General features: G+C 38.3%; 18 protein-coding genes. 8 read left to right on the top strand and 10 right to left on the bottom strand.

Annotated features, from left to right (window positions below; translation table 11 throughout):
- Positions 1–36: 36 nt before the first annotated feature.
- Positions 37–1,401 (bottom strand): sulfatase-like hydrolase/transferase, encoded by a 1,365-nt coding sequence (locus G6053_RS20290; RefSeq protein ID WP_241254782.1) that lies wholly within the window; start codon positions 1,399–1,401, stop codon positions 37–39.
- Positions 1,402–2,042: 641 nt separating this feature from the next.
- Positions 2,043–3,026 (bottom strand): hypothetical protein, encoded by a 984-nt coding sequence (locus tag G6053_RS20295; protein WP_165308174.1) that lies wholly within the window; start codon positions 3,024–3,026, stop codon positions 2,043–2,045.
- 250 nt (positions 3,027–3,276) lie between these two features.
- Between G6053_RS20295 and G6053_RS20300 the strand changes: the two genes are divergently transcribed.
- Positions 3,277–4,620 carry a cytochrome ubiquinol oxidase subunit I gene (locus tag G6053_RS20300; RefSeq protein ID WP_165308176.1) on the top strand — a complete coding sequence of 448 codons (1,344 nt, stop codon included), beginning with the start codon at positions 3,277–3,279 and terminating at the stop codon, positions 4,618–4,620.
- 6 nt (positions 4,621–4,626) lie between these two features.
- Positions 4,627–5,703 (top strand): cytochrome d ubiquinol oxidase subunit II, encoded by a 1,077-nt coding sequence (gene cydB / locus G6053_RS20305; protein WP_165308177.1) that lies wholly within the window; start codon positions 4,627–4,629, stop codon positions 5,701–5,703.
- Positions 5,704–5,720: 17 nt separating this feature from the next.
- Here cydB and G6053_RS20310 read toward each other — a convergent pair whose 3' ends face one another.
- The 5 genes from G6053_RS20310 to G6053_RS20330 form a co-directional block, all read right to left on the bottom strand.
- The gene (locus G6053_RS20310; RefSeq protein ID WP_108633123.1) at positions 5,721–6,344 is read right to left on the bottom strand and encodes a response regulator transcription factor; all 624 of its coding nucleotides are present in this window, start codon (positions 6,342–6,344) and stop codon (positions 5,721–5,723) included.
- A gap of 14 nt (positions 6,345–6,358) precedes the next feature.
- Entirely contained in the window at positions 6,359–8,305 is a 1,947-nt protein-coding gene (locus G6053_RS20315) for a sensor histidine kinase (protein ID WP_165308179.1), read from the bottom strand.
- A gap of 255 nt (positions 8,306–8,560) precedes the next feature.
- Positions 8,561–9,133 (bottom strand): NADPH-dependent FMN reductase, encoded by a 573-nt coding sequence (locus G6053_RS20320; RefSeq protein WP_108633121.1) that lies wholly within the window; start codon positions 9,131–9,133, stop codon positions 8,561–8,563.
- A gap of 7 nt (positions 9,134–9,140) precedes the next feature.
- Positions 9,141–9,632, bottom strand: coding sequence for a DUF2480 family protein (locus G6053_RS20325; RefSeq protein WP_165308181.1), 492 nt, complete (start codon positions 9,630–9,632; stop codon positions 9,141–9,143).
- A gap of 45 nt (positions 9,633–9,677) precedes the next feature.
- Complete coding sequence (locus G6053_RS20330) at positions 9,678–10,301, bottom strand: superoxide dismutase (RefSeq protein WP_165308182.1); 624 nt, start codon at positions 10,299–10,301, stop codon at positions 9,678–9,680.
- 197 nt (positions 10,302–10,498) lie between these two features.
- On the opposite strand from G6053_RS20330, the gene G6053_RS20335 reads away from it, so the two are divergent.
- The 3 genes from G6053_RS20335 to fabF all read left to right on the top strand — a co-directional run bounded on the left by G6053_RS20335 (position 10,499) and on the right by fabF (position 13,100).
- Complete coding sequence (locus tag G6053_RS20335; RefSeq protein ID WP_165308184.1) at positions 10,499–11,125, top strand: metalloregulator ArsR/SmtB family transcription factor; 627 nt, start codon at positions 10,499–10,501, stop codon at positions 11,123–11,125.
- An 82-nt stretch (positions 11,126–11,207) separates the two neighbouring features.
- Complete coding sequence (locus G6053_RS20340) at positions 11,208–11,801, top strand: TetR/AcrR family transcriptional regulator (RefSeq protein ID WP_165308185.1); 594 nt, start codon at positions 11,208–11,210, stop codon at positions 11,799–11,801.
- Positions 11,802–11,861: 60 nt separating this feature from the next.
- Complete coding sequence (gene fabF / locus G6053_RS20345; RefSeq protein ID WP_165308186.1) at positions 11,862–13,100, top strand: beta-ketoacyl-ACP synthase II; 1,239 nt, start codon at positions 11,862–11,864, stop codon at positions 13,098–13,100.
- Positions 13,101–13,929: 829 nt separating this feature from the next.
- Here the strand turns inward: fabF and G6053_RS20355 are convergent.
- From G6053_RS20355 to G6053_RS20365, 3 genes are all read right to left on the bottom strand, one after another.
- Positions 13,930–15,414 (bottom strand): SusD/RagB family nutrient-binding outer membrane lipoprotein, encoded by a 1,485-nt coding sequence (locus tag G6053_RS20355; protein ID WP_165308188.1) that lies wholly within the window; start codon positions 15,412–15,414, stop codon positions 13,930–13,932.
- Positions 15,415–15,458: 44 nt separating this feature from the next.
- On the bottom strand, positions 15,459–18,674 hold the full coding sequence (locus G6053_RS20360) for a SusC/RagA family TonB-linked outer membrane protein (protein WP_165308189.1): 3,216 nt from the start codon (positions 18,672–18,674) through the stop codon (positions 15,459–15,461).
- Positions 18,675–19,011: 337 nt separating this feature from the next.
- Complete coding sequence (locus G6053_RS20365; protein ID WP_165308191.1) at positions 19,012–19,896, bottom strand: AraC family transcriptional regulator; 885 nt, start codon at positions 19,894–19,896, stop codon at positions 19,012–19,014.
- A 545-nt stretch (positions 19,897–20,441) separates the two neighbouring features.
- Here G6053_RS20365 and G6053_RS20370 point away from each other — a divergent pair.
- The 3 genes from G6053_RS20370 (at position 20,442) to G6053_RS20380 (ending at position 25,749) form a co-directional block, all read left to right on the top strand.
- Positions 20,442–21,830: an aminopeptidase P family protein gene (locus G6053_RS20370; RefSeq protein ID WP_165308192.1), complete on the top strand. Its 1,389-nt coding sequence runs from the start codon at positions 20,442–20,444 to the stop codon at positions 21,828–21,830.
- Positions 21,831–21,897: 67 nt separating this feature from the next.
- Complete coding sequence (locus G6053_RS20375) at positions 21,898–24,072, top strand: DPP IV N-terminal domain-containing protein (RefSeq protein ID WP_165308194.1); 2,175 nt, start codon at positions 21,898–21,900, stop codon at positions 24,070–24,072.
- 3 nt (positions 24,073–24,075) lie between these two features.
- A complete protein-coding gene (locus tag G6053_RS20380) occupies positions 24,076–25,749 on the top strand; it encodes a M1 family metallopeptidase (RefSeq protein WP_165308196.1) in 1,674 nt (557 codons plus the stop codon).
- Positions 25,750–26,078: the final 329 nt, after the last annotated feature.

Raw genomic sequence — 26,078 nt, forward strand, 5'->3', positions numbered from 1 at the left:
AAAAGGTATCGCTTTTTTTAAAATTTGATTCATCTTTTACTTCATATTTCCATCAAAGCCCTCGAACAAGGTTCGAAGTTCTTGCGCTATCTCCGGATAATCCATTATGATATTCGTTCTTTCGCTCGGGTCCCATGCAATATTATGTAATTCTTCCACCGCATCATAAGGTTTTCCAGATATCTGGTTGACACCAGCTGGTATACGCCTATATTTCCAATCTCCCGACCGGACAGCTTCTACATGGCCGTAGTTTACCAAAAATATCGGGCGATGTGGTGTTTTTAGATCTTTCGCTTTACCATTTAGTAAGGCATCTATCGCCTGACCGTCGATGGATTTTTTTGGAAGAGGGGCCCCTGTCCATTTTGCTATCGTTGGCAACAGATCCAAATTACTGATCGCTTGTCTAATTACCTTACCTTCCTGTGCATATCCTTTTCCGTACACGATGAATGGAACACGGACCCCACCTTCAGTAGTTTCAGCTTTCGACCCTTTAAATACACCGGCTGTCCCCACATGCCAGTTTTTGGTCGCATGGTCGTCCGACATCCTTGAAGGATATGCAATCCAAGGACCGTTATCACTGGAGAAAATCAAAATCGTATTATCCGCCAATCCTTTTTTCTCTACGGTCTTCCAGAGCTCGGCAAAATTATGATCTAACTCACGCATGACTGCGCCCAATGGGCCTGCATTCTGCTGATCAACAAACTTATTCTTTTTGTTGGCAAAAGCCAATGGTAAATGAGGAAAATTATGCGCATAATACAAAAAGAAAGGATGATCTTTATCTTGATTTTCTATAAAACTCACCGTTTCCTTATGATATAATGTACTTAAATCTGAATCATCAGGTGCTACAACCTCTGGCTTCCTATTTCTAAAAATTTTTATGACTGAATCTGTTTTTACATAAGGGTCTCGATAATCATGGCTATATAACATACCATAAAAAAAATCGAATCCTTGCTTATTGGGATGATGATACGCCTGTTTATCGCCAAGGTGCCACTTACCGATCAGACCTGTCCTATAACCTACTTTTTTTAGCAGCTCGGCAATGGTTTCTTCTTCATCAGGTAGTCCGAGATTTGATCCCGGACCAATTGGCGCCGGTAGATTATAACGAGAAGCATATCGTCCGGTCAGCAAAGATGCCCGAGAAGGGGTACAAGAGGGAGTTGACACCATAAAGTTTGTCGCCCGCACGCCTCTATTAGCGATAGAATCCAAAAAAGGGGTTGAAATATTTGGACTCCCATAGCAGCCGAGGTCACTATACCCTAAGTCATCTGTAAGAATCAGAATTATATTGGGCTTCTTATTTTGTGCATTAACAAATGTAGCGAAGAGAAACATGGTCATTGCCATGAAAAGTTTGGTATACCGTATCATGATAGCATTATTTAATTGGAAACATTGTCGCAATATAAGAAATTACCAAGTTGGATTTTATGCTAAATTAGTATTTTGGTTAGTCTCATTTGAAAAATGGATGACAAGAACTATTTTTTGGTCAAAGACATGCTTTTCTAATGTTTTCTTCAATGATAATCTCAACATTATTATTTCGATCAATAATGTCAAAAACATCTAAATAGGATGTTATTCCTGAATACGAACAAGTGCCAACGCCAATCGAAAACTTGTTTCTATTTTGAAGACATTGAGGGAGGCGAGCGCCTCCCCTAATGTCAATTTGAGAAAAGATAAGGGAAATTTATCCTATAATACACATTCGCATTTTTCTTACAGAAGAGGATTTAGCCATTAAAGACTTTACAGTAATATTTATAAGGAATGTGATTTTACTAATGTTGATATAGTTCACCATGTATTAAAATTTTATTCTGCCAAGAAGACACCATTTTTTGTCTTTAATATCTTTGTTGTCTCCCACAAATATAAAAGATATTTCAATATAATCTACTAATTCTATAGATATTATTAAAAACACAGGCAAAATCCGATCCGCGATGAACAAAAAAAAGATCATAATAAACTAATTATCAATGCTTTAAAAGTATGTTAAATATTTATTTGAGGGACTGCAGATAGACTTTAATTAGCGTTATACCCTCCTCATGAAGTAGAGTGGTTCCTTTTTGAGGCATGTGCATCTCTCCCAATACCGACATTCGTCCAATAATTTTTGCCTGTTTAAGCCAAATTCCGGTTTCGTTAATCGGACTTTCAAATCTAAGATCCAGCATAGTCATATAGGCTGTTCCCATAGGGTTATGGCAATGTGCGCAATTCACCTCCAGATAGGCTCTTGCCCTATGCGCAGTAGATTGGTTCAGGTCATCGTAGCTAGGCAGCGAACCTAGTCTCAATGGTGGAATATCTATTATACCTCTAGCTTTCAAATATTCCAATTGTTGGATTGTATCACGGTCCCGCAAGACTACCCGATTTAAATTTCTGATCTTGGGACCTATAGGTAGTATGTGATCTCCCTGACGATGACAGGCAATACAATCTGTGCGGGAAGGAATAATATAATTTGTCTGCCTTTTTACGCTTTTATCATCTAAAAACAAAACGGGAACCGCTGCGCTGTCAGCTAGTAAGAACGCTTCATCTTGAGTCGAATTCCATTGATAGGTCGCTGCATTCCATTGCCCACTTTCGTTAATCAGGAGGCGCGTTTCCAACAATATTGATTTTGACTCTTGGGAAGTACCCCTTTTCGGGTAGAAAAAAGTTTTAGCAATAATAGTTCCATCCGGAAAATTTGGCAATCCATTATCTGATGCCACAATTTTCTTTCCTTTTGGAAGGAAAATAACACGTTTTTTTTCGGCATAATCTGTAAATAATGCCGAAGCTAATTCGTAAGAAATACCTTGGTCATTTGGTACAAGATCGGCTATTTTCCCTTTAAACAATCCATAGTCGGATAATCTATCTCGAAATATGATATTATCCTTCGAAACTTTTCCCCCGGCCTTATTGTTGAGCACAATAAAAAGTATAGGTATCAGCAAAATACCCATTAAAATTATCGCTTTTTTCATGTCACCGATGTTTCTCTTCTCTTTTGCTATTTTCCATTATTTGGACGAAGATAAGACAAAAAAACAGACTTATTAAAAAGGCTATTTTATCTGGTCGATCGCTGATCTATTTTCTGTTATGGATACAAGTTAACGACAGTTAATTTATTCGACAATATTGCATTTTATCAAAAAAAATAAAGCGAATTAAGAGGCCGGCACGACAAAAAAATGGTTATATTTAAATGTCATTAACCAAAACTTCGGATCCATGGAAGACATGATTCTTTATAATCGGCTTCAATTTGCCTTTACAATCACATTCCACTATTTATTTCCCCAATTGACCATGGGATTATCATTGATGATCGTCTATTTCAAATGGAAATTTCTACAAACTCGCAATGAAGATTACAACAATGCTTCAAAATTCTGGATGAAGATCTTTGCACTCAATTTTACCATGGGTGTTGTGACAGGTATACCCATGGAATTTCAATTTGGCACAAATTGGGCAAAATTCTCTGAACTTACAGGGGGGATCATTGGACAGACCTTAGCAATGGAAGGTATGTTTTCATTTTTTCTGGAGTCTTCCTTTTTGGGAATGTTTCTCTTCGGAGAAAAATTACTTGGCCACAAGCTACACTTTCTCTCCGGTTTGATGGTATTCATTGGATCTTGGGCCAGTGGATTTCTAATTATTGCCACGCATTCCTGGATGCAGCACCCTGTAGGCTATGAAATTCTCGAAAATGGCAAGTTTGTACTGAACAATTTCAGTTCTTTATTTAGCAATCCATGGTTATGGCCTTCTTATCTCCACAATCAAGCTGGATCTTTGGTTACAAGTTCTTTTTTTGTTGCCTCTATCGGAGCTTTCTACCTCCTAAGCGACAGACATAGCAAATTTGGAAAGATATTCGTAAAAAGCGGCGTTATCTTTGGCGCCATTTCATCCGTTATGCTCGCATTCCCAACAGGCGACCTTGCCGCCAAAAATGTTGTTAAATACCAACCTGCTGCATTTGCGGCCATGGAAGGAATCTTTAAAACAGAGAAGGGAGGATCCGAAATTGTCCTTATCGGCCAACCTGATATGGAAAACAAAAAACTTGACAATAAAATTGCTGTCCCAAATGTCCTAAGTTTTCTTACCTACCAACGCTGGGATGCTGAAATAAAAGGGCTAAACGAGTTCAACGGCTCATTACATCCCACAAATGTTCCGGGGCTCTATTATAGCTATCACATCATGGTTGGTTTAGGGACAATATTCATTGGAATCATGGTATTGGGCAGCTTTTTACTTTGGCGAAATAAGTTGTATCAGACCAAATGGTTACTGTGGATTATTATGTTTATGATCCCTTTTCCCTATATCGCCAATACGGCAGGCTGGTATACATCCGAACTAGGACGACAACCTTGGTTGGTCTACAATCTGATGCGTATGGTAGATGGTGTATCGCCCACGGTATCTTCTGGTAATACGTTATTTACCTTATTGGGATTTGTCGGACTCTATATTCTTTTGGGATTGTTGTTCCTTATGTTAGTATTGAAAATTATTCGAAAAGGCCCCGAGCCTCATACTCCTATCGCTTTAAACTAATTTGTCATGGAAATATTCTGGTTTGTTGTATTAACTTTCATGTTGGGTATCTATGTAGTCCTCGACGGTTATGATTTTGGAGCGGGAATTGTGCATTTATTTTTTGCTAAGACCGAACAGGAGAAGAAGGCCGTAACAAATGCAATCGGTCCATTTTGGGATGCCAATGAAGTTTGGCTGATCGCATCGGGTGGAGTTTTATTCTTTGCTTTTCCCACACTTTATGCGTCATCTTTCAGTGGATTCTATCTCCCTCTCATGCTGGTATTATGGTTACTGATCTTTAGGGCAATAAGTCTTGAACTGAGAGGTCAAGTGCATCATAGGCTTTGGGAAGCCTTGTGGGACAAAGCTTTTGGTCTGGCGAGCCTGCTTCTTGCACTTTTTTTTGGAGCCGCTTTAGGCAATGTAGTCCGCGGAGTTAACCTCGGCATGGTCGAAAATGGCGTATCTACTCAGGAACCGCATTATTTTTTCCTGGCGCTCTGGAATCCCACCTTTGATCCTCTTGCCGAACATCAAGGCATTATTGACTGGTTTACGGTAATATTAGGTTTAGTGGCAGTCATAACGCTGACAATCCATGGTGCTGGATGGGTCATATTAAAAACATCCAGTACTTTAAATCAACGGCTTAAAAATATCATATTTAAACTGAATTTCGTATTGCTTGCATTGGTCCTTCTATCGGCTTATGTCTGGCATTATGTAAAACCGATATCCCTGAATAATCTGCAAAATCATTATTGGCTTTGGATCTTTCCACTGATCGCAACTATTGGCTTGTTTGGACAGTTTTGGATCAGAACATTCAAAAAAGATGGCATCGGTTTTCTCTTCTCAGCGCTATTTATACTAGGAAGTTTTGCGACGACAGTAGCCTCCATGTTTCCTACCCTACTTCCTTCGACCAATACTATAAACCCATCACTGACCATACAGAATGCTGCTGCACATGAATATGGGCTCGCTGTAGGTTTAGGATGGTTTATTTTTGCGGCAATTTTGGTAGTCGCTTATTTTATCATCCAATTTCGAGTCTTTAAAGGAAAATTAGATGATGTAGGTTATGGTGAACATTAAAACAATTATATGATGTTTTAAAGACCTAATAATTTGTGCTTCAAGGCAAGTTGCACCAATTCGACCATATTTTTCACCTTAAATTTTGTCAAGAGATTGCGTCGATGTGTTTCTATCGTAACGGGACTTAAAAACAGCTTCTCCGCAATCTGATTGCTGGTATGGCCATTGGATATCATAATTAAAATCTCCTTTTCCCTTTGTGTTAAACGAGGAAGAGATTCCATAGAAGATATTGCCCCAACATAAAGCGCCCTCGCACTATCGCAGAGCGCTTCTTGTCCATTTAATGCAAGCTCTACACAACGAAGGAATTCTCCGTTAGACACATCTTTTAATATGTAACCTTTTCCCCCATTTCGCATAAACTGAAAAATAAGATTACGATCTGCCAGATTACTCAGTGCAATAACCGGAATCATGGGAAACAGCTTCTTCACTTGCAAACAGACGTCCAATCCGCTGGTATTCACAAGCTGCATATCCATAAGCACCAAATCTACACTTGTACTATCCAAAAATTCGATCAATGATACTTCCTCCAGAAATGAATATACTTTATACCCGTTTTGGTTATTGAGAAAAGACGTTACGCCTTCCAATAATAAAGGATGGTCATCCAATATGGCAATAATTTTCATACATTAGTTTTTAACTAAACACTTACTCCTACTTCAATTTGGGTACCAGATCCAATTTTACTCTGCATATCAATAGATCCATTAATCCATTTAATTCTCTTTACCATATTATTTAATCCCATTCCATAATTTGCGACGGAAGAATCAAACCCTTTTCCATTGTCTTCTATCAAAATCTGCAATATCCCCTGTGATTTACTTACCTGAACAATAATGAGGTCTGCATCTGCATATTTCAATGCGTTTGAGATCGCCTCCTGGACAATCCGATATATTGCCAATCCTTTTTGGAAGTCCAGGCGCACTTCGTCCTCATAATTTTCAAATTGGATCTGAACCTTACTATTTCTCATCGAAAGACACAATTGTTCCAATGCTGCTATCAGACCAAATTGCCGCAATGACTCGGGCATCAGATTATGCGATATCCGTCGAACTTCGCCCAAAATATCGTTCAGTTTGTGAGGTAATTCATCCGTCAAATTGAATTCATCAGTCTGCCCTCCAGCGATCTTAAACTTTAATCCTGTCAACATTCCGCCAATACTATCGTGCAAATCCTGTGCGATACGCTGCCGTTCCTGCTCTTCAGCTTTGAGCATGGACTCGGAAATTTGCAACTGCTTTTCCTTTGCCAATTTCTCTAAAGCAATCTCATGGTTCATCTGGATCTGTCCATTCAGTTTCCGTTGTTTTTTATAGGAAAATGTAACAAATAAAACAACGATAAAAAGTAAAATAGCAATACCTAAAACAAGCAAGATCTTTAATTGATTGCGATCTTTTTCTGCACGTAGATTTAAAATCAATTTTTCTTTTTCTACGGTTTTGTATTTAGCTTCCATTTCGTTCATCTTCTCCAAAAGCTGTACCTTCTGTATACTATCAGAGAGCTTACTCGCCACATTGGACATCTTAAGTGCTTCTTTATAATCCCCCATGAGTTCATTGACCGCTGCCAATTGACCATAAACAATTTTACTGTTGTAAAGATCGCGTGTCAACAATCCATTTTTTATAATTTCCTCCAATGGCAGTTTCGCTTCAGCATATTTTTTTTGCATCAAATAAACATTAAACTTTCTAAACAGCATCATCTGGTAGGATTTCCAATTGTTCATTTTCTTCGACCAGTCCAAACCAATATCCAGCATACGTAACGCTTCATCCGTCTGTTGTTTCGTCGTAAAATAGAGCGCTTCATTGTAATAGTAATTGGGTAGCTGAGAAGAGTTTGGATTCTTACCTAAAAGGAGCTTAGCTTTGTCCAATAGCAATCGAGCCTCTTTTGATTTTACCTGATAACAATATGTACTGACGGCATTTAAATAGGCTACCAGTAATGCTGTGCTCGCTGGTTGTTGTTCGAGCTGTTTGATTGCCATCTGATGATACTCATCTGCTTTTACCAATTGATTGGATGACATAAAGGTCATACCGATCATCGTATTTATCGCACCTTCCATGAGGGGATCGTGTGCTTTGGCATATGGCAGACATTTACCATTGAGTATATCCAAAAAATCAGCAAACCCTTTTTTCGGAAATCGAATTAAGCCCAGATTATACCAAGCTTTGGCTAAGAGCTGCTGCTGAAAGGGCTGCTTGGCATTCCCCAGGATACCCACGCATTTTTGGGCTTCAACCTCTGCACGCTCACTATCTAAAAATTGGCCATAGAAGAAGCTTTTATAAAGTGCCCCCATGGCCTGAAGGCTTTTGAATGGTTTAGCCTTCTGCTCCCCCCGCCGCATATTTTCCCAGAATCTCGCTGTATCACGAAACCTGTAGTAATCCGCCAAATAAAAGTACTGTTGTGTTTTTACGCTGTCATCTGAAGTTGATTTCAACAGCATTTCGGCATCAGCCCGATATTTCTCCTCATTTAAGGGCAGAAAAACCTGCGCTTTTGTCGTCTGTGCAGCAAAACACATCGCACAGCATACAATTAACTTTAACAAAACCCGACATTGTAAGCCCATTTAATCAGATACCTTATATAACATGAACAATAAAAACAGTTTATTGCATTTTTAGCGAGATGCGCCTCGTTAAATGTGTGATTCTGGAAAATTCGGTGGACACGAACTCTTCGACACATGGTCCTTCAAAACTAAGCAATTTTAAAAATATATAAAGCACCTCGATAGTGATCAAGGTGCTTTATATTCTCCGACGCAGCAATTACCTAAACTGCTTTTATGAAAATAAAATTTTTATGAACGTCCCGATAAAGTTTCAAACACTGCCGTTCTAGTTGTTGCGATATTAATCAACAGGTCTAATTTACATTGATACGTTGAAGAAAGCTTCCTTGAACTAGAGGTTTCAAATAGTCCACTTTTAACAATAGGCACGCTAAAAGGCAGGGTCCATGCTCGTAATGATTTTGCTATCGTATCCATTGCGTTGATCCCTTGTAAAGCCTGCACCCCATCTGCCCAGCAAACCAGCCCAATATTTTTATCCGTAAGATATGCCGGACTATTTTTTGCGCTTATCTCCAGCCAATCCAAACAGTTTTTCATTACACCAGGGATACTTCCGTGATATAAAGGAGATAACCAAAAATGTACATCTGCCTCTAAAAAAAGATTATTCATAATCTTTACACTATTCGGAATCCTGCTAAGACTACTATCAAAAAGTGGAATACCACTATCAGCCAGATTAAACACGCTGTTCGCTATCCCAAGCTGATTCAGTTGTTCAGCGAAATAATCAGATAATATACCCGAAGTAGATTCTTGTCTCCGCTCCAAAGCTCCATTAAATATTAATGCTTTCATGATTTCTTTATGTTCTTTTAAAAATAACCTTTGGCATACCGATTTCCCCGTACATCAATGTTTTGACAATCGGAATTAAACGTGAAGTAGCCAATATATAAAGTGATTCAGGCATATTTGGCCGCGCCCTTATAACAACTTTTTGATCCCGATACAAGGAAAGATCCGCAAGCTTCAAATGCTGTGTCCATAACTCCAGTTCCATTGTTTCCACACTTTTAAAATCATAATATACTACGTCAGGATGGAATTTTTCGGCTAACGCCATATATACCCAAGGTGGAATAATTGCGTCAACGGAACAAGTAAATGCGACTGCTTTGCCCATAAAAGGCTTCAAGTCCAACGCAGCCAGGGAAGCCTTAAATTCCTTTTCGCGGACAATCATTTCTTGGTAAAAGAGTATTTTGATGTCAAATTCTATAATTTCAACTATATTTTTGAAATCAATGAGATCAAACGCCAATATACCCGAATTTTCAACCTTATTTACAAACATATCTTTATGTAATTATCATCGCTGTTTGATGGAAGTTTAAAGCGATTAAATCAATTTACCGATGATCTCTTCGTATTTCTTTTCGACTACGGACCAATCCAGGATAGACCAAAAAGCATCTAAATAGTCCGCCCTTTTATTCTGATATTTCAAATAATAAGCATGTTCCCATACGTCAACACCTAAAATTGGTACTCCTCTACTCGTCAGCTGGGTGTCCATTAAGGGATTGTCTTGATTAGGTGTAGCCACAACGTCCAATGTACCATTGAACTTAACATAGAGCCAAGACCACCCAGAGCCAAATTGTCCAAGCCCCGCATTTTTTATATTTATTTTTAACTCATCCAAAGAACCAAAAGTCGCATCTATTTCTTTGGCTAACCTTCCAGTAGGTATCGTTTTTGGGGATGGAGATAAGATTTCCCAGAACAAGGAATGATTGTAATGACCGCCAGCGTTGTTCCGAATAACAGGGCTATACTGACTCACCTGTGCCAGGAGGTCTTCCAATTCAGCACTTTCGTTCGTCGTATCCAGTGCTTTATTTAGATTATCAATATAGGCTTGATGATGTTTCTGGTGATGGATAGACATTGTTTCCTGATCAAAATAAGGTTCAAGCGCTCCATAAGTATAAGGTAAATCCGGTAATTGAAATTTGTTCATGATGTTTTGAGTTTTATTGTTTTTATAATAAGTCAAAGCTAAATAATAGCTTTTAATAAAACAACTAAAAAGTTGTTTTATTAAAAGCATCAAATCTGTTGCATACTTCATACAGTTTAAAAGAGGATCATTATAACAACATATAGAAAATGTAGTATCTTTGTGCAGAAACATTAAAACAACTTTTTTATTGTCAAATGCAAAAAACACCTGCAGATAGAATATTGATGTTATTAAAAATGCGGGGCGAAATTACTGCTGCCCTAGTTGCCACGGAGCTTTTGATCACGAAAGAAGGGGCTCGCAAACACCTCCTCAACCTTGCCAATCAAGGGCTTATTGAATCCTATGCAAGAAGCGAGGGGATCGGTCGACCGTCAACCTACTATTGTCTTTCAGCACTGGGACTTTCAAAATTTCCGGATAGTCACGCTGATATTACCGTCCAACTGCTCCAATCCATTAAACAATTGCTTGGCGAGAATGCGCTCGATCTATTGATCACTGATCGAGAGTCAAAAGTATATCAGCGGTATAAAAATGCATTATCTGGCATTGAAACGCTGGAGAATAAACTTGATATTATGGCAACGAAGCGAACGGAAGAAGGATATATGGCGGAATGGAAAAAAGAGGGAGAATCTTACCTTTTCATTGAGAATCACTGTCCCATATGCGCTGCGGCAACAGAATGCCAAGGTTTCTGCCGTTCGGAGCTTCACAATTTTCAACAGCTTATCGGACCATCCTATATGATTGATAGAATAGAGTATATTATAGAAGATGCTGCACGTTGCACTTATCGCATTACAGAAAGAAAATAGTATATTTTTTTACAGCACTCAAACAAATTCATAATATACCAAAAAGTATTTTTTATATTTGCAATCAAAGCACATCGAGATCATGTCAAAAGCAGAACAGACACGGCAATTTATCATTGAAAAAACGGCTCCTATTTTTAATAAAAAGGGCTATTTTGCAACTTCCCTTTCCGACATCACTACTGCTACAGGTTTAACAAAAGGCAGTATATACGGTAATTTTAAGGACAAAGATGACTTGGCACTTCATGTTTATAGTTATCAAAGTAAAAAAATAGCTGATGGAGTAGATCAGCAGATTATCCAACAAAAGACGTCCTTAAAGAAACTCTTTGCTTTTTTTGATTTCTACAAAGAAAATTTCAAAAATATCGCGGCTTCGGGTGGATGCCCGCTAATGAATGCTGCTATCGAGGCTGATGACTCCTTGCCTTTTTTGACTCCCAAAGTCAGACGATCATTTGCACTTTGGAAGCAACGATTGATTTCGATATTGGAAGAAGGTGTTAAGTCTGGAGAGTTTAAACAGCATATTTCTGCTGAACATTTTGCAGTTACCTTCATGGCCATGATCGAAGGCGGTATTTTACTTTCAAAAATTTCAGGACGCGGTAAAGATTTAACTATTGTATTGGATAATATGAAAGAAATGGTAGGTCGGGAGATCAAAATCTAATTTTTTTAAACACATACATACCAATCGGTATATTTATACATTAATTTTAATATCATAAAAATGAAAAGAGTTGTAATTACCGGAATGGGGACAATCAACCCATTAGGAGATAACATTGATACATTCTGGGATAATATTTTACACGGTGAAAACCGTACAGCTATCATCAGCCGCTTTGACGCGTCTCTATTTCGGACGCAAATCGCGAGCGAAATCAAAAACTTTCAACCGGAAAAATACCTCGATCGTAATGAGATCAAGAGAAGTGATCTCTTTACACAATATGCCCTATATAGCGCATCGCAAGCCTTAGAAGATTCCGGTCTGGATCCGAATACAATAGATCCATTCGATTTTGGTGTTATTTGGGGTGTTGGACAAGGGGGAATGGAAACATTCGAAAATGAAGTTGAAAACTATGTAAAGGGTAATTATGTCCCTCGATTCAGCCCATTTTTCGTCCCAAGGCTTATTGTTAATATGGCTTCGGGAATGATATCAATGAAATTCGGTCTGAAGGGCATCAATTATACAACTGTATCTGCCTGTGCAACCTCCAATACAGCGTTCATGGATGCTTTCAATTATATTCGGTTAGGAAAAGCAAAAGTCTTTATTAGCGGCGGATCGGAAGCTCCCATTACTCCTGCCTCGGTAGGAGGTTTCTCTGCCATGAAAGCAATGTCGGGTAGGCATGATGATCCCAAAACGGCAAGTAGGCCATTTGATCGAGATCGGGATGGGTTCGTCATGGGAGAAGGCGCCGGGGCCCTGATACTGGAAGAATATGAGCATGCCAAGAAAAGAGGTGCAAAGATCTATGCTGAGCTTGTCGGCGCATCCATGACTGCGGATGCCTATCACATGACTTCCCCTCACCCAGAAGGTATAGGTGCAGCCAAGGCAATGTCACTTGCTCTGGAAGAAGCCCAAATAAACAGTGATCAATTGGATTACTTAAATCTTCATGCTACTTCTACTCCCGTCGGTGATATTGCCGAACTGAAAGCCATGCAACTGGCATTTGGTAAATCCAGCAACCTCTGGGTCAGTTCGACCAAGTCAATGACCGGTCACCTGCTAGGCGCTGCAGGTGCAATTGAAGCGATTATTGCGATAAAATCCATAAACAACAATGTAATTCCTGCAACTATAAACATCGAAAATATAGACCCTACAATCCCCGATGGAATCAATATTGTTGTAAACCAACCGTTGGAAAAGACAGTCCAAACAGCCATGAGCAATGCCTTCGGTTTTGGTGGGCACAATTCAAGTATTCTTTTTAAAAAGATTTAACATTTTTTTTGAAATAACTCTTGACAAAGTGTAGTAAACACACTATCTTTGTAGTATCATAATTTAGGTTTATAATTGGTTATTTAAGGTTTTCATTCTCCCCGTTTGAAAACCTTTTTTTATGTTCAGTGGGTAACCGGGGGGGGGGGCAATCGTAACGTTACGTTTTTTAGCAAACTAGATTTTTTTATTTTTAACCGAATACGACAAAACTATTTGGCACATTTCTCCATTTACCAGATATAAATCCGTTGAGTACCTTCAATAGTGTTTCACTGATGTTATTTTTCAGAACGGAGTCCGTGTCTTATCGACTATTTAACCCCTTCTTCGAAGATGATTCGAGGCATCTTCGGGCCTTATTCGTACTTAGGAGCAGATAAGAGCATTTTCTGACAGCCATGCTACTCTCTTATCTCCGAGTTTAACTCGGACTCACCACGGACTCATGTCGCTCTCACCACGGATACATCCTGATCCTGATACGAAGATGCATCGAAGGAGACACGGAACGATAGCGAAGCAGAGGTCTTGCGTCCATGCCATAATCAGAACATTCAAAATCTCGCCTCTATCATTTATGACTAATTGAAGTTTGAAGTTATGGAACCAGTCCATTGTAGATTTTCTAGCTACAGCTATTCCTTTAAATACCGTCTTCGCCTTGATGCGCTTATTCTTGCAAACCGTAACCGTTGTCGAATTGAGAAAAGAAACTCCGGCACAAACCGTTGATCAACAAGTTTTTTAAAAAAATAATCAGGGAGAGTACAACTAAAACAGCGAGACAATCGAAATTGCCTCGCTGCGCAAAAATAAACATATGAAACTATTTTTTGCCATTATCTTTTGCCCACCACAATCTTTTTCCCCAAACATGATCAACAACCCCTTTAGCTGCTGCTTCTGTATTAACTTTATTATATAAATATTCATTATTTGGGTAAGGAAGACGCCAGGGCTGATCAGTATGGTTATTTCCCCATTTAGAATTTAATGAAGGATAATTGGTACTAGGAATTCCAGTACGTCTATATAATGCCCAGGCTTCATAATTCTCTTTAAACAAAGCGACCCACATATCCCACCAAATTCTTTCTTTAGTATTATCAAATTTACCAGCATTAGCAAGATACTTCTTCACTTTATCTTCAGAAATACCATTGTCCTTCATAGAAATCATTACAGCAGTATTGTAGGCTGTCTCCGCACTCATTCCAACATTGTATCCCATTAAAGCTGCCTCAGCTAAAATATAATATGTTTCACAAGATTTATAAAATGGTGTAAATCCAGCAGCATTGTGTATATAATCCCCACCTATCCAAGAAACAGATCTCAGAACCTTCGGTCCCCCAGCGGCTGGTCCATTAGGAAAACCAACATAAGTTCCAACATTTGTAGTATCAGCTATTGAAGCTATTCTTGGATCATCCACACTTGTCATATAGTTAACGAAAATATCAAACATTCCCCAATTATCAATTCTACCTCCGTTGATACCAGACTTATACCATGGCTCCATATACGGTAATGTTCCTGGATAATACAAGTAACAGTTTTCTTCACTACTTTCAAGAACCGGATACTTTGACTTATTACCTGCAATCTCTTCAATGGTAGATTTAGCTAGTGAAGGAGCTACAGCAGAGATACGCATTGCCATTCGTAAACGTAGCGAATTACAAAATTTCTGCCATTTTTTCATATCGCCATTGTAAATAATATCAAAATCGCCTACAATATCACTACCTGTCCCTGCTGCCATTTCGTCCGCAATTTTCTTTAAATCTGCTAAAACAGCGGGGAAAATATCCTCTTGCTTATCATATTTCGGTCTTAAAATATCTCCGTCAGCAGGAAGCCCTTTGAATGCCTCTGAATATGGAATATCCCCCCAACCATCTAACAAATAAGACCACATATAATTTTGCCAAATGCGTGCTATCGCTCTGATATTTTTATAGGCACCCTCCTTTTCGGCAGTCTTTCCGAGTAAATCATTAAGCTGCGTAATGTTGTAATAAGAAGCGTACCACCTATTACCATAACCATTATTTGAAGGAGTTAAACCATCTAATTTATCTAGATACTGAATTTTCACAATATACCCGGCAAACGTTCCATATCCATCTACATCGCCGCCGAATTGTTCTCCAGCGTATCGAAGAACATTGGTCAACATATTCTGTGGAGGGACATTACTAAGCGCGTCCGGATCTGTATTAATTTTTTCAAAGTCCTTAGTACACCCTACCAAAGAAATAAGGGCAAACAAGAAGATATATCTAATTTTAAATAATAATTTTTCCATTGTTTTCAAGTTTGTGGCCGATTAATACGTGACCATTTTTAACACTAAAATGTAAATCCAACTTTTAGACCAATACTACGTGAAGTTGGAACTGAGGCTTGTTCAAATCCCATACCTCTGGAATCGCTCGAAACACCTCCAGTTTCTGGGTCCAAACGCATTGTGTTGGATTTATGTACCCATATTAATGCTAAATTTGAACCTATTAAAGAGACATTTGCCCTTTTTATACCTTTAATCTTGCTATATATATGCTGAGGTAGATTATAAGTTAAATATGCTTCTCTCAATTTTAAAAATGAACCATCAAATACAAAAGCCTCATCTACATCTCCATTTTTAAACCAATCTTGTGCATTTGTTTGAATAGTATTTTGCACCCATTCCCCATTTTTGTCTTGCATCACAAATCGCTCATTTTTCATCACATCTTTACCCGCAACAATAGCATGTTCCCTTATACCATTAGCTGCTGTAATTTCACCTATACCTGTTGCATAGGCATGGGACATTGTTTGCGACCAAATATCTCCTCCTTTCCTAAAGTCCAACATAAAGCCAAAACTAAAATCTTTATACTTGAAATCATTTCGCAAACTTGCCATAAAATCAGGAACGATATTACCTATTGGTTGCGTAGATTTTCCCATTGCCAGCCCATCTTCTGTAACCTTTATCGCACCATCTTCGGTTCTATCATAAGCATTACCTATCAACGTTCCCCATGGTCTACCCTTTGAAGCCATTGTAGGAATACCCCAGGTCCATCCTATTTGATAATCGTTTAGATCTAACTTAGGATATAACTCCAGAACTTTATTTTTGTCTTTTGAGAAATTCACCGTAGCAGTCCAATTCACACCATTTTCTCTTCGAAGAATATCGCCACGTAACTGCAACTCAACGCCCTTACTTTCTATATTTCCTGCATTTAAGAATAAACTAGTAAATCCTACTGTGTTTGAAGTATTTACACTAATTAATTGATCTTTTGCATTTTTATGATAATAAGAAATATCAGCATGTAGTCGATCTTTAAATAGGCCTACTTCCACTCCTGTTTCCCAAGTAAAAATAGACTCTGGCTTTAAGTCCCTTAATGCATAAGTCATACTCTTATACATCTGTGCAATATCTCTGAAAGCATCGTTCTGAGCATAATAATAATTTCCGTTGGCATATGGGTTTGTAGCATTGCCCACTTCTGCCAAGTTAAGCCTTAGTTTTAAAAATGATAAAACATCACTTTTGATACTCGTAAACGATGTCGTTGGAAGCCAGCTCAAACTCATCGAGGGATAAAAAAAAGATTTTGTCAAGGTAGATGACCAATCGTTTCGAGCTGTCAGATCGACATATACCTGATCCTTCCAGCCAACTGACGCCTGTCCATATATAGAATTAGAACGATTGTGAGAATGGTCCATCAAGACATCGGCCGCACCAATCTTATTTGCAATAGTATAAACTCCCAGTACGGCTAATCCATTTGCTCCTAAGGTATTTGATTCAAACTGATTATCACGATAATTTGCTCCTATTGTTCCAAGTACATTAAAATCTCCATATTGTTTATTAAAGTTCGCTAGGAAATCAAAGTTGAATTCGGTTGTACTATTTTTATTTTCGCTAAAGCTTCCATTTCTATGATCGAAATTGAAATAATTACGCTCAAATCTATTTGTATTATAATAATCTAAACCAACTCTTCCCTCGAATTTTAAAAAATCAAAAGGTTGATAATAAAGGGAAGATTTACCAAAAACTCGGTTCATTTTCAATGAATTAATAGATTCATGCATAGAATAATAAGGATTCATATGATAAATTGAATTCCAATTATAATAGGTATAATTACCCTGTGCATCACGTTGGTCCCAATTATTCTTCAGGTCTTTCATATCAACTTGACGGCCAAACCAGATTAATCCATTCATTGGATTTGCACCATCATACCCTTGCATAATTAAATTATCACTCTCCGTTCTTGTAAATGATGACATAATATCATAGGACACTTTTTCGCTAATCTTATAACTATTATTTACTTGAGCGGAATATTTCTTCTGATCGGTATTCGGCACAGTCCCTTTTTGGTCCCGAAAAGATAATGACGCTCTAGTAGAAGAACGATCTGTTTTTGACATTAAAGAAAGATTATGATTCATTGAATATCCGGTCTGAAAAAAATCTCTCACATTAGAAGGATGAGAAATCCACGGCGTCGCCTGTCGTACACCATCCACCATAGGACTATTAAATTGAGGGAGCATCAAGCCTATATCTAATCTTGGTCCCCAAGATTCGTCAATCCCATCGTTTACCCCTCCACCTTTACCATCAACATAATTAAATACGCTATCCTGAGCATAAGATTGATAAGTTAATCCTTTCCCAAAAGTATTTAAACTATATTCATCTCCTCTTGTTCCCTGACCATAACTATTTTGATATTTCGGAATCGTTGCAGCGCGATCTATAGTAAAATTACCATCATAGGAAATTTGAACTCCATTGTTAGCTTTTTTCCCCGACTTAGTGGTTATCATAATTACGCCCTTACCTGCACGCATCCCGTAGAGTGCTGCTGAACCGCCTTTTAACACAGTTACATTCTCTATATCCTCTGGATTAATATCATTTAATCCCGACCCATAATCTACCCCAGAATATCTATTGTCTCCAGAACGCTGAGTGGTATTTGTAATGGGAACCCCATCTACAACGATTAGCGGCTGTTGATCAGCTGAAAAGGAAGTATTTCCACGAATAGAAATACGAGCTGACGATCCAACAGCTCCTCCAAATTGATTGACTTGAACCCCCGCAACTTTCCCTGATAAAGAACTCGTTACGCTCAATTGTCCTGCATCTGTCAAATCCTTTGCTTTTACCTCCTGGATTGCGTACCCTAGTGACTTTTTATCCCTGGTAATTCCCATCGCCGTTACGATTACCTCATCCAAGCTCCGTTCATCAGATTGTAATGTAACCTGAATAGTGGTCTGATTGGTTAGATTAACTTCCTTGCGACCATAACCAATAGCCGAAACACTTAGTTGTCCGGCCTGTTTGTAGTTTATTGTAAATTCTCCATTTTGCCCAGTCTGTGTACCGGTTCCATCTCTAAGTGTGATTGTAACTCCAGGGATAGGTTTCCCGTCTTGGTCGACCACCTTCCCCTTCAAAACTGTTTGCGCATATACTGCCGAGCTTACTAAGACTGTAGCGGCTAGCATAGCAATGCTTTTTCTGTTCATAAGTTTAGTTTCAGATGTTTAGTTTATAGTGCTTTTTATTATAAACTAAGTTATCGACCTCTCATCCTCTTTACTAACCGAATCTTGACAACTATTACCCGATTATTAACCACAAATGTTAAATAAAATCAACAAATATCAAGACACAAAACCGAAATAGCACAAAAAAAACACATTAACAATCACTTTTCCATTACATCCTAATAAAAAACAAACAAAACCAAAATAAAAAACAAAAGTTTAAAACAAAAAAAACAAAATCAAGTAAAAAATCATCCTATATTTGAAATTCAAAGACGAAATATTAGGAAAAAATTACATTGCAAGGTTCTTATGTTTATATAACTGAGTAGAGTGTCTGTTTATAGTGTTGAACATATTCTTTAGGATTGCAGCCGATAATCTGTTTAAATACACGATTAAAATTGGTAATACTATTGAATCCACAACTGTACGCGATAAACGAAACACTATCTAGATGATCTTCGTTCAATTGATTACAAACCTCTTTAACTCGTATTCGATTTAAATATGCGACAAAAGTAACCCCACAATGTTTTTTAAAATACCTACAAAATGCCTGAGGCGTCAGGTTTGCGTGATCAGCGACATCCTCGAGACTAAGATCATGTTTATAGTTTTCTTTAATATAATTACAGATTAGATCAATTCGATTGGAGCTATGAATCGGGTCGAGTATCACTTCACCTCTTTCCGCACAAAGTGGATCTGTGTCCCTCGATATAGTCGCCAAAGATCGCAACAGGTAGAAAAAATGCATCAATTTATCCATCTGATCTGAAGATTTCAATTGTAAAATTCTCTCTGAAATTTGCATGAAATATTCATCTGGGATCTTAAAACCACATGAATTGTTGTAAATAAACTGATTTAACGATTCAAATTCCTCCAAAGAAAACATTAACTTGAGCTTACCATTTGGATCAAAAAAAATAGAGATAGAGCGGGATTCATTTGAAAAACCATCCTGAGAAGACGACTTAAATACATGTGGTTGATTTGCCCCCAAGAAGAAAATATCATTTTCCTTAAAAGGGTGTAACGTATCTTCAACAATCAATATTCCCTTTCCTTTTATTATCCACATGAGCTGTGCTTCTTGGTGTCTGTGAAGGTGCGGATAAAAAGTTTCTAAAATATCTTCTTGTACAGTGAGGCTTTGTCCCTGCATACAGGGCACATTAAATTGGAGCGTTTTCATAGGGTTTCATAAGTTTATGTTCAAAACTACTACTGTTTAGTTAACATAAATATAACAACTACGAAACAAGTAAAGATATCGTCCGCAATAGATATAAAAACAAAAACAAAATATGTATATAATGGGATAATATTTAGCATATCTACCGATTATGCAATCGGTAGGCCATAAAATCACATAACATAACCTAATATTTTTCAAAAAACTAGGTTAAAATACAATTAGACTTTGATAAATTGTGATAATTAATATTCAATGGAAACTTCGAACTTTATTTAATACCAATATTATTTTGTTTTGATGCATAAATCACTTGAAGTAAGCAATTGTAACAGCGTAAAAGTATCAAGCGTATAAACAATTTATTGACGACACTTATTTCACGGATCAAAAAATAAATTTTTAACGATAATAGCTAGCATATTATAATAGTAAATGACACATTTAAAATCTCAACTAAACGCTACCACACAACAGAATAAAAAATAATTTTGATATTTTCATCAGATAACGGCCCCATTGCCGCTCTTAATTTTCAAAAATTTATGTTTAACACAAATATCTATATTACCCGCAGGAACGAACTCACTACAAAATTTACTTCAGGTAAAGTTTTGTTGTTGGGAAATATTGAAAATCCGATCAATTTTGAACACAATACTTACCCCTTTCGTCAAGACAGCAGTTTTTTATATTATATCGGCATAAAAAGCCCTCGATTAGCCGCTGTACTCGATATTGACCTGGGAGAAACCGTATTGTTTGGCGATGAAATGACCATCGATGAAATTGTCTGGATGGGACAACAGCAGACTCTGGCAGAAAAAGCTGCACTTTCAGGTATCCATAAGCTACTTCCTTTTGAGCAACTCTTTGACTACCTAAAAAAAGGCGGAAAAAATTCGATCCATTACCTCCCCCCTTATCAGTCGCACAACAAATTATTGCTTGGGAAATTGCTTAATTGTCCGGTTGAACAGTTTCAACCATCTATCGCTTTAATTCAGGCCGTAGCCGCACAACGCAGTATTAAATCAGAAGAGGAAATTATTGAATTAGAGAAAGCTGTGGACGTCGCTGTGGATATGCACCGTCTTGCCATTCAGATGACCAAACCCGGTCTTTATGAGTATCAGATCAGCAATGCCATGCAGCATTTTGCACAAGATCAGGGCATGTCTTTTTCTTATCCCCCGATCGTTACCAAACGAGGTGAAATTTTGCATAACCACATGCAATTTCATCAAGTTCATGAGGGAGACCTCCTTTTAAACGATTCAGGTGTTGAAACATCACTCGGATATGCCTCCGACCTAACGCGTTCCTTTCCCGTAGGCAGACGCTTCACGTCTTTACAGGAGGAAATTTATCAGATCGTTTTACATGCTTTTAAATCTGCTGAACGCTTATTAACTGTTGGAGCTCGCTTTAAAGATATCCACTTAAAAGCCTGTGAAGCTCTTGTCGAGGGCCTGATACAAGTTGGATTTATGAAAGGTAACGTGCAAGATGCAGTAGTTAACCATGCACATGCTTTATTCTTTCAATGTGGACTCGGCCACCTCATCGGTTTGGATGTACATGATATGGAAGATCTCGGTGAACAATATGTGGGCTATACCGAAACCGAGCCTAAAGACACCAAGACTTTTGGTCTTAAATCCCTACGACTGGGCAAGCAGTTAGAAGCGGGTAACGCACTTACCGTTGAACCGGGCATTTATCTCATCCCCGAGCTGACACAGCTTTGGGAGCAGCAAAATCTGCATAGGGATTTTGTCAATTATGATTTTCTGAAAAAACACCTCAAATTTGGCGGTATCCGTATCGAAGATAATTATATTATTCAGGAGAATGGGGCAAGACGTATGGGAAAATACCTGGAACGGGAGGTAAATGAAATCTATCAGCTTAAAGACAATGCTCCCAATTAAGGATACCGGAAGCCGAAATGGCGAAACGCTGTGCGTTGAATATTTGACTTACAAACATCATAAACAAATGAATCGAATTAGACATTTTATTATAGTCAATCTGTTATTAGTTATCTACGTATCCAATCCACTCTTTGCTCAGAGACTCTGGATGGAAAATGGTGATCAATATTATGAATTTTCGGATAAAGGAATAGAAACCGTCAATCCTAAAAACGGCTCCAGAACAATCTTTTTATCTCATGAATTACTTGTTCCTCAGGGAAAGAAAACAGCATTAAAAGTTGAGAATTTTTCCATATCCAAGAATAAGGAACTAATTTTAATCTATACAAATAGTGCGAAGGTGTGGCGCGAGAATACAAGAGGAGACTACTGGGTGTATAACAAACAGTCAAACCAATTGAAACAATTGGGGAAGCAGTTTCCTTCAGCTCAGTTGATGTTTGCAAAGTTCAGTCCCCTAAATGACAAAGTGGCTTATGTAAACAAAGCTGACCATAATATTTATGTTGAAGATTTAACGAATGGAGCCATCAGTGCAGTCACAACCGATGGTACTGACCGAATGATCAATGGAACATTTGACTGGGTCTATGAAGAAGAGTTTGGTTGCAAAGATGGTTTTAGGTGGTCTCCGGACGGCCAATCGATTGCCTACTGGAAGCTTGATGCACGTAGTATCCGCAATTTTCTAATGATCAATAATACGGATAGTCTCTACTCTTTTACCATCCCTGTCGAATACCCAAAGGTAGGACAATCACCAAGCGCGTGCTCGATTTGGACCTATGAACTTGCTAGCAAAAACAGCCATCATATCAATATCCCCGGAGATCCTGAACAGCATTATATTCCGCGCATGGAATGGTGTCTGGACAGCAAACAGCTTATTTTTCAGCAACTCAACAGGAAACAAAACGAGAGTAAAATTTACACAGCTTCCATTGCTACTCATGAAGCTCAAGCGATACATCGCGAAACGAGCAATTCATGGATCGATATCAAGGCAAGATGGAATAATAACGACCCTTCGGGCTGGGACTGGATCCAGGAAGGGAAAGCATTTATATGGGTTTCCGAAAAAGACGGCTGGCGAAAAATTTATCAAATCGACTTAAAAGGTAATGAAAAGCTCATTACGAAAGCAGATTATGACATTATTAATCTTGATTTTCTAGATCCAAAAGGAGAAACAATCTATTTTACTGCTTCTCCTACTAATGCGACTCAAAAATATCTGTATAGCGTCTCTGCTAAAGGTGGCTCTCCCAAAAGGCTCACACCTACATCGTTTGAGGGAACTTGCGACTATGATATCTCTAAAGACGGTAAGACGGCGATCTTTAACTTCAGTAATCGTGCTGAACTTAAATATGATGCCGTAGTATCACTACCGAACCATCAGACCTTAGTGGACTTTGAAATTAAGCGTCAAAAGAAAGCAAGTGACGGTATTGCAGAATTTTTCAAAATCAAAACTGCTGAAGGCATCGAGCTAGATGGCTGGATGGTCAAACCCCTTGATTTCGATACCAGCAAAAAGTATCCGGTAGTTTTTATGGTGTATGGCGAACCAGCATCGCAGACTGTACTGGACAATTTCGGTGCTGGATACAATAGCTTATACAAAGGAAATATGGCTCATGACGGCTATATCTATATTTCGCTTGATAACCGTGGTACTCCTGCTCCCAAAGGCAATGTATGGCGAAAAAGCATCTACCGTAATATTGGACAGCTCAATATCCGTGATCAGGCACTGGCGGCACAGGAAATATTGAAATGGTCTTTCGTAGATAGCTCTCGCATTGCAGTCTGGGGATGGAGCGGAGGTGGCTCAAGCACACTTAATCTGCTGGGACAATATCCACAAATCTATAAAACAGGAATAGCGATAGCTGCAGTAGCCAATCAGCTGCTTTATGATAATGTTTATCAAGAACGTTATATGGGATTACCTCAAGAAAATCTAGCAGATTTTGAAAATGGGTCGCCATTAAAGTATGCCAAAAATATTAAAGGAAATCTACTATATATACATGGTACCGGTGATGACAATGTACATTATCAGAATGCCGAAGTGCTGATTGATGAACTGATCAAAAACAACGTTCAGTTTCAATTGATGTCCTATCCCAACCGCAGTCACGCTATCAGTGAAGGAAAAGGCACCAATGAGCATCTAAAAACATTATTTACGAACTATTTAAAATTACATTGCCCTCCAGGCGGAAGATAACCCATGAAAAGAACACATTTAATTGCACTTGCTGCCTATGCCATTTTAACCGCAAAAAGCGAACATGTGGCCGCGCAGCTGATGAAAGTCAAAAATGAATTCACGCGAGCAGATTCACTTAGGGGCAACCTGACACCCCAAAGAACTTGCTATGACATCCAATATTATCATCTGGATATTAAGGTAGATATTGATAGCAAATTCATCTCGGGCTCCAATTTATTCCGCTTCAGGGCAGCGGAAGATTTTAAGCGTCTGCAATTCGACTTATTTGCGGATTTAAAAGTGAACAAAGTCGTTTATCAGGGAAAAGACCTTCCTTTTACCCGGGAATATAACGCGGTGTATGTAGATTTCCCAAAGATAATCGACAAGGGCAGCCAAGAAGAATTCACGGTCTATTATGAAGGACACCCTACAGAAGCGATAAAAGCACCATGGGACGGTGGAATCGACTGGAAAAAAGACAGCAATGGAAAAGCATGGATAGCAACAGCCTGTCAAGGCATGGGCGCTAGTGTATGGTGGCCAAACAAAGATCATCAATATGATGAAGTCGATAGTATGCTAATCTCAGTCGCAGTCCCAAAAGGACTAATGAACGTATCCAATGGTCGATTAGCAAAGGTCGAAAATCTGAACGACGGATATACAAAATTTCACTGGAAAGTAGTCAATCCTATCAACAATTATAATGTCGCTATCAATATTGGTGACTATGTTCATTTCCAAGAAAAGCATCAAGGTGAAAAAGGTCCGTTGGATATAGATTATTATATCCTGCGGGAGAATAATACAGCTGATAAAAAGGCGCATCTTCAAAACAATGCAAAGCGTACAATTACCGCATTTGAACATTGGTTCGGCCCCTATCCATTCTACGAGGACGGTTACAAATTGGTTGAAACTCATCATTTGGGAATGGAGCATCAAAGTGCTATTGCATATGGAAATGGTTATCAAAATGGCTATCTTGGCAGCGATGCGTCAGGCACAGGATGGGGAAAAAAATGGGATTTCATTGTCGTACACGAATCGGGCCACGAATGGTTCGGCAACAACATTACCGCTGCTGATCTCGCTGATATGTGGATTCACGAAAGCTTCACTAACTATTCTGAAGCCTTGTTCATTGATTACTTTTATGGAAAAGAAGCTAGTCAAGCTTATGTCCATGGTATTCGACGTGGCATTCAAAATGACATCCCCATGCAGGGGCCATATCACGTTAACAAAGAAGGTTCCGGTGATATGTATCCAAAGGGTGGTGTTATGCTCAACATGATCCGTACGATGATAGCCAATGATGATAAATGGCGCAAGTTATTACGAGGCTTGAACAGCAAATTTTACCATCAACAGGTTGACTATAATGATATTGTCCGTTATTTAAGCCAGCAATCTGGTTTGGATCTATCAAAAGTATTTGAACAGTATGTTCAGCATGCATCTATTCCGACATTAGAGATCCAACAGGATGCTTCCGGTGCAATACTGGGAAGATGGATTAGCGAAGTCAAAGGGTTTCATATGCCAATACATATTGGAATAAAGGGTAAAAACAGACAGTTGGTCCATTTAGATCAGCATTTTCGGGCAATTAAAATTCCAGGATTAAATAAAGAAAATATTGATATAGACACGTTCAATTATTATGTTGGGGTTTTATCAGAGTAATATTTCTTCAAGAATCAGACACTGTGCCCCAACAAAAGTATGTAGCTATTTTTGGAGCACAGCATTTATACGTTAATTTTTAATTTCTTAACACCAATCTATATACAGCTACGTCTCTTGGTCTTCTTATGAATTAATCAACTCTGAACTAATATTGCCCCTTTTTTCGGTGCATAAGATCAGAGAACCGGAAGAAAAAGAATTGCTTCTATTCAAACTAGAAAACATAAATAGAAACTGTTACCCGGTGAGTCCATAACAAACAAACTTAATCGGCACCTTCATTTCTATATTATTTTTAAAAAAAACTTGCAGGTGTGTATAAAACA

This window comes from Sphingobacterium sp. DR205, assembly GCF_011064245.1.
Taxonomy (GTDB): domain Bacteria; phylum Bacteroidota; class Bacteroidia; order Sphingobacteriales; family Sphingobacteriaceae; genus Sphingobacterium; species Sphingobacterium athyrii.

Coding starts and splice junctions, on each gene's coding strand:
- G6053_RS20325 (WP_165308181.1), bottom strand. CDS start 9,632: ATGTTTGTAAATAAGGTTGAAAATTCGGGTATATTGGCGTTTGATCTC.
- G6053_RS20370 (WP_165308192.1), top strand. CDS start 20,442: ATGTTTAACACAAATATCTATATTACCCGCAGGAACGAACTCACTACA.
- G6053_RS20365 (WP_165308191.1), bottom strand. CDS start 19,896: ATGAAAACGCTCCAATTTAATGTGCCCTGTATGCAGGGACAAAGCCTC.
- G6053_RS20375 (WP_165308194.1), top strand. CDS start 21,898: ATGAATCGAATTAGACATTTTATTATAGTCAATCTGTTATTAGTTATC.
- G6053_RS20300 (WP_165308176.1), top strand. CDS start 3,277: ATGGAAGACATGATTCTTTATAATCGGCTTCAATTTGCCTTTACAATC.
- G6053_RS20330 (WP_165308182.1), bottom strand. CDS start 10,301: ATGAACAAATTTCAATTACCGGATTTACCTTATACTTATGGAGCGCTT.
- G6053_RS20340 (WP_165308185.1), top strand. CDS start 11,208: ATGTCAAAAGCAGAACAGACACGGCAATTTATCATTGAAAAAACGGCT.
- G6053_RS20295 (WP_165308174.1), bottom strand. CDS start 3,026: ATGAAAAAAGCGATAATTTTAATGGGTATTTTGCTGATACCTATACTT.
- G6053_RS20360 (WP_165308189.1), bottom strand. CDS start 18,674: ATGAACAGAAAAAGCATTGCTATGCTAGCCGCTACAGTCTTAGTAAGC.
- G6053_RS20310 (WP_108633123.1), bottom strand. CDS start 6,344: ATGAAAATTATTGCCATATTGGATGACCATCCTTTATTATTGGAAGGC.
- G6053_RS20380 (WP_165308196.1), top strand. CDS start 24,076: ATGAAAAGAACACATTTAATTGCACTTGCTGCCTATGCCATTTTAACC.
- G6053_RS20320 (WP_108633121.1), bottom strand. CDS start 9,133: ATGAAAGCATTAATATTTAATGGAGCTTTGGAGCGGAGACAAGAATCT.
- G6053_RS20290 (WP_241254782.1), bottom strand. CDS start 1,401: ATGATACGGTATACCAAACTTTTCATGGCAATGACCATGTTTCTCTTC.
- fabF (WP_165308186.1), top strand. CDS start 11,862: ATGAAAAGAGTTGTAATTACCGGAATGGGGACAATCAACCCATTAGGA.
- G6053_RS20355 (WP_165308188.1), bottom strand. CDS start 15,414: ATGGAAAAATTATTATTTAAAATTAGATATATCTTCTTGTTTGCCCTT.
- cydB (WP_165308177.1), top strand. CDS start 4,627: ATGGAAATATTCTGGTTTGTTGTATTAACTTTCATGTTGGGTATCTAT.
- G6053_RS20335 (WP_165308184.1), top strand. CDS start 10,499: ATGCAAAAAACACCTGCAGATAGAATATTGATGTTATTAAAAATGCGG.